This window comes from uncultured Aquincola sp. (genome assembly GCF_964001545.1).
Lineage (GTDB): Bacteria > Pseudomonadota > Gammaproteobacteria > Burkholderiales > Burkholderiaceae_C > Aquincola.
The window spans coordinates 1-3,850 of the sequence record NZ_CAXFDV010000701.1 but is presented as its reverse complement, the minus strand read 5'-3'; the positions used below and the strand labels follow the sequence as shown (position 1 = coordinate 3,850).

Here is a 3,850-nt window from a genome sequence, read left to right as displayed (position 1 = left end):
TGGGAAAAGTTCGGCAAGGCCGTCGGCCCGCTGAAGCTCACCATCGGCTCCATCGAAGAATCGGCCAACCCCAAGGGCTCGACGGTCTCCGCCAACGTCGTCTTCGAAGGCAAGATGCCCATCAAGGTGCGCTACGTGCTGACCTACCGCGAAGGCAAGATCGTCAGCGAAACGTGGCAGATCGACCCCAAGTTGAACGTCGCCCTGGCAGCCACGGCCGAAACCGCCGGCAAGACCGCGACCTACTGATCCACCAGCGCCGCGCCGCACCGGGCCAGACCGGGGGCGGTGCGCACCTGCGTCGTTCGGGTTCATTCCCCGCAGTTGACAACGGAATACCCGCAAGCGCCCGTGCGTCGACCTGATTGAAGTGGTTGACGCACTGCTCACCCATCCACCCAGGAGCTCCCCATGCGACACCCGCTTTCCAAACTTTCGGCCGTGCTGATGCATGCTGCCCTCGCGGCCGCGGCAGGCCTTGCTTCACTGCCCGGCCACGCTGCAGACGGCGCTGAATCGCTGACGTATCCGAACATCATCAAGATACGGGACGGCATGGGCGCACGCGGCGACCTCGCACCGATCGCACGCATCGTCTCGCCGCTGGCGGATTCGCAGATTGTGCCGGGCGAAGGCCGCATTGGCGCAGGCAGCGTGAATGGCACCGGCTTCGTGTTGAACATCGAGGTCGTCACGCGCGACGCGACACCGATCGCCGCGAAAGAATCGCTCAACATCAGAAACACCGCGCTGCTCGGCCAGGTCAACCCGAACATTCCGGGCCTCTATGTCTTCCTCGACACCGACCTCGTCAAGCCCGACGGTGGCGTGATCCCGAAGAACACCAACCTGGCGAACCTCTTCAACATCCTGGGCACCGACGACACGCCCGGCGCGGGCGTGACGCTGTGGCTGGGCTGGCACGTGCTTGAATCGCTGCCGCTCGACACGAGCCGCTTCAACATCACCACCGCCGTGGTCGACACCGCCGGTCGCATCGGCTTCGACAGGGTCTCGATGGCGGTGCTGCGCGGCGGTATCACATCGGGGCAGGCACTGACGCCCCTTCCGATCGATGTGTTCGATGACGGCATCGACGACGCGGACGGACCGGAGGTGACGATGATCGCGCCCCGCGTGCCGTCGCGTGTGTCACCCGGGCCGCAAACCGGCAATCCGACGCCGCCTGCGAATGCATCGCTGTTCTTCATTCAAGTGGCGGCGCTGGACCGCTCGCGTCACGGCATCGGCGTCAGCGAAAACGGCCAAGGCACGGCGGCCCGCTCGGTGTTGGGAACCATCCTGGATGGCAGCCAGATCCAGAACCCGATCACGCACCCCAGCAACGGCACGAACCGCAATTTCCCGGGTCTGAACGTGACCTTCGACGTGCCCTTGCGTCAGCCCAACGGCAACGTGGTGCCGGCGGGCTCGAACCTGGCGCCGATCTTCAACGTTGCCGGCAGCGAGCTGGACGCTGACGGCTATGTCGTGACGACGGCCGATTGGGTGGTGGGCGGATCGCTCCTGATGCCTGCGGGCAAGCGCTCGGTCACGATCACTGCCCGGGTCACCGACAACGCCAATCGCACCCGCAGCGTCAGCCACGTCGTGGGCATCAGCCCGGTCGAGAACGGCCAAAACCTGACGCCCGCACCCTGAGAACGAGGCCGCGCGGCTCCGACCATGGAGCCGCGCTGGACGCACAGGGCAGCGGCAGCCCGCCACCCTGCACAACCAACACCTCATCTTTTTTTTCACGCCTGCGGAATAAAAGGCCTGAGCGTGCCGTCTGCCCCGATGTCAGCAAGATCTCACCCACGCTGCCCGATCCGCCACCACTTCCACGGAGCTTCCCATGTTCAAAACCCTCGCCATCGCCGCATCTGCGGTAACGTTTCTGGTCACTGCCGGCTGTGCCAACATGGTCGAGCCGCCTGCCAAGGCGCCCGCCATGTTGTCTGGTGGCGCGCTCGTCACACCCGCTGGCATGACCCTCTACACCTTCGACCAGGACGTGGCGAACAGCGGCAAGAGCGCCTGCAACGGCGGCTGCGCCGCGCTCTGGCCGCCGATGATGGCCACCGCCACCGACCGGACCACGGGTGCCTACAGCATCGTCACTCGCGACGATGGGTCACGCCAGTGGGCCTACAAGGGCAAGCCGGTGTACACCTACAAGGCCGACCAGAAGGCCGGCGACCGCAGCGGCGACAACTTCAAACAGGTCTGGCACATCATCAAGGAATGACGCCTGTACACCCGCCTGCACACCCAGCTTCGCGCGGGCTCACCCCATCTTCAACATCTTGATGAACGACGACCATCAACTGCTGAGCTGGGTGCCGCGCCTGCGCCGCTATTCCCGGGCGCTGGTGAACAACCGTGACGACGCCGACGACCTGGTGCAGGACACGCTGGAGCGGGCCTGGGCCAAGTCGGGCCTGTGGGGCGGCGTGGCGGACATGCGCGCCTGGCTCTTCAGCATCATGCACAACCTGCACGTCGATGGCGTGCGCCGGCCCAGGCTGCACACCGTGACCATGGACGATGACACCCCCGAGGTGCCGGTGATGCCGACGCAAGGCGACAGGTTGGCGGTGCTGGACCTGCAGGCCGCGCTGGACCTGCTGCCCGTCGAGCAGAAGGAAGTGCTGCTGCTGGTGGCGCTGGAAGACATGGCCTATGCCGACGTGGCGCAGGCCCTGGGCATTCCCATCGGCACGGTGATGTCGCGCTTGTCGCGCGGCCGTGAGCGCCTGCGCGGCCTGATGGAAGGTCGTGCCGAACCCGTGCGGCTGAAGGTCGTCAAATGAATGCATTGCGAAGCACCCTATGAGTACCGATCGCCCATCGCCGCCCACCCTCCCGCCCACCCCCCCGGTCACCGAGGCCGAGCTGCATGCGTTTGTCGATGGCCGTCTGCCCGCAGAGCGTGAGGCCGAGATCGCCGCCTACCTGGCCGCGCGCCCCGACGATGCGCAGCGCGTCGAGGCCTACCGTGCGCAGAAGCGCGAGCTGCATGCCCTGTTCGACCCCGTGCTGGACGAGCAGCCGCCGCAACGCCTGCTGAAGTCGGCGCGCCCGCGCGCCGTAGCTCCAACGCCCTGGTACCTGCAGCGCCTGGCCGCCGGGTTGGCCATTGCCGTCATGAGCGGCGCCACCGGTTGGGGGCTGCGCGGCGTCGGGCCCGGCGCCGGCGGTGACGATGCGGCGCGCATGGCGGCTGTGCAACCGGCTCCGGGTGGCCTGACCCTGGTGTCTGCCAGCGGCTTCGCGCAGCGCGCCGCCGTCGCGCACGCGGTCTACAGCCCCGATGCGCGCCGGCCCGTGGAAGTGGACGCCGCGCACGAAGACCAGCTCGTGGCCTGGCTGTCCAAGCGCATGGGCGCGCCGATGAAGCCGCCGCACCTGCAGTCGCAGGGCTACACGCTGGAGGGCGGACGCCTGCTGCCGGGTGGCCAGGGGCCGGTGGCGCAGTTCATGTACCGCAATGAACTCGGCAGCAAGCTGACGCTGTATGTGTCCAACGACGTCGCTGACGTGGGCAGCGCGGCCGGGCCGGGCGGGGCGCCCCAGCCGGGCGCGAAGAACGCCGACACGGCCTTCCGCTTTGCGCGCGAAGGCGCGGTCAATGTCTTCTACTGGGTTGACGGGCCTTTCGGCTACGCCTTGTCGTCAGACGCCGACCGCAGCGTGTTGGCGCAGGTGTCGGCCGCGGTTTACCAGCAGCTGGGCGCCCGGCGCTGATGGCCGCGGACGGGCCGGTGTGGCACTTCTTTTAGTCGGCAGTGGAATCAAACGGCGCGCGGCGCGCTCTTGGTCCACACGTCCACACGTCCACACGTCC

Annotated in this window: 4 protein-coding genes and 1 pseudogene; all 5 read left to right on the top strand. The window is 67.3% G+C overall.

Annotated elements, in window-relative coordinates:
• Positions 1-249, top strand: a pseudogene (locus ABNT58_RS24640) (nuclear transport factor 2 family protein); the annotation flags it as partial.
• 162 nt (positions 250-411) lie between these two features.
• Positions 412-1,662, top strand: coding sequence for a hypothetical protein (locus ABNT58_RS24635; RefSeq protein ID WP_348756028.1), 1,251 nt, complete (start codon positions 412-414; stop codon positions 1,660-1,662).
• Between the two features lie 262 nt (positions 1,663-1,924).
• On the top strand, positions 1,925-2,251 hold the full coding sequence (locus ABNT58_RS24630) for a hypothetical protein (protein ID WP_051495650.1): 327 nt from the start codon (positions 1,925-1,927) through the stop codon (positions 2,249-2,251).
• Between the two features lie 61 nt (positions 2,252-2,312).
• Positions 2,313-2,816 carry a sigma-70 family RNA polymerase sigma factor gene (locus ABNT58_RS24625; protein WP_031943581.1) on the top strand — a complete coding sequence of 168 codons (504 nt, stop codon included), beginning with the start codon at positions 2,313-2,315 and terminating at the stop codon, positions 2,814-2,816.
• Between the two features lie 19 nt (positions 2,817-2,835).
• The gene (locus ABNT58_RS24620; protein WP_220787802.1) at positions 2,836-3,750 is read left to right on the top strand and encodes an anti-sigma factor; all 915 of its coding nucleotides are present in this window, start codon (positions 2,836-2,838) and stop codon (positions 3,748-3,750) included.
• The last annotated feature ends 100 nt before the right edge of the window (positions 3,751-3,850 follow it).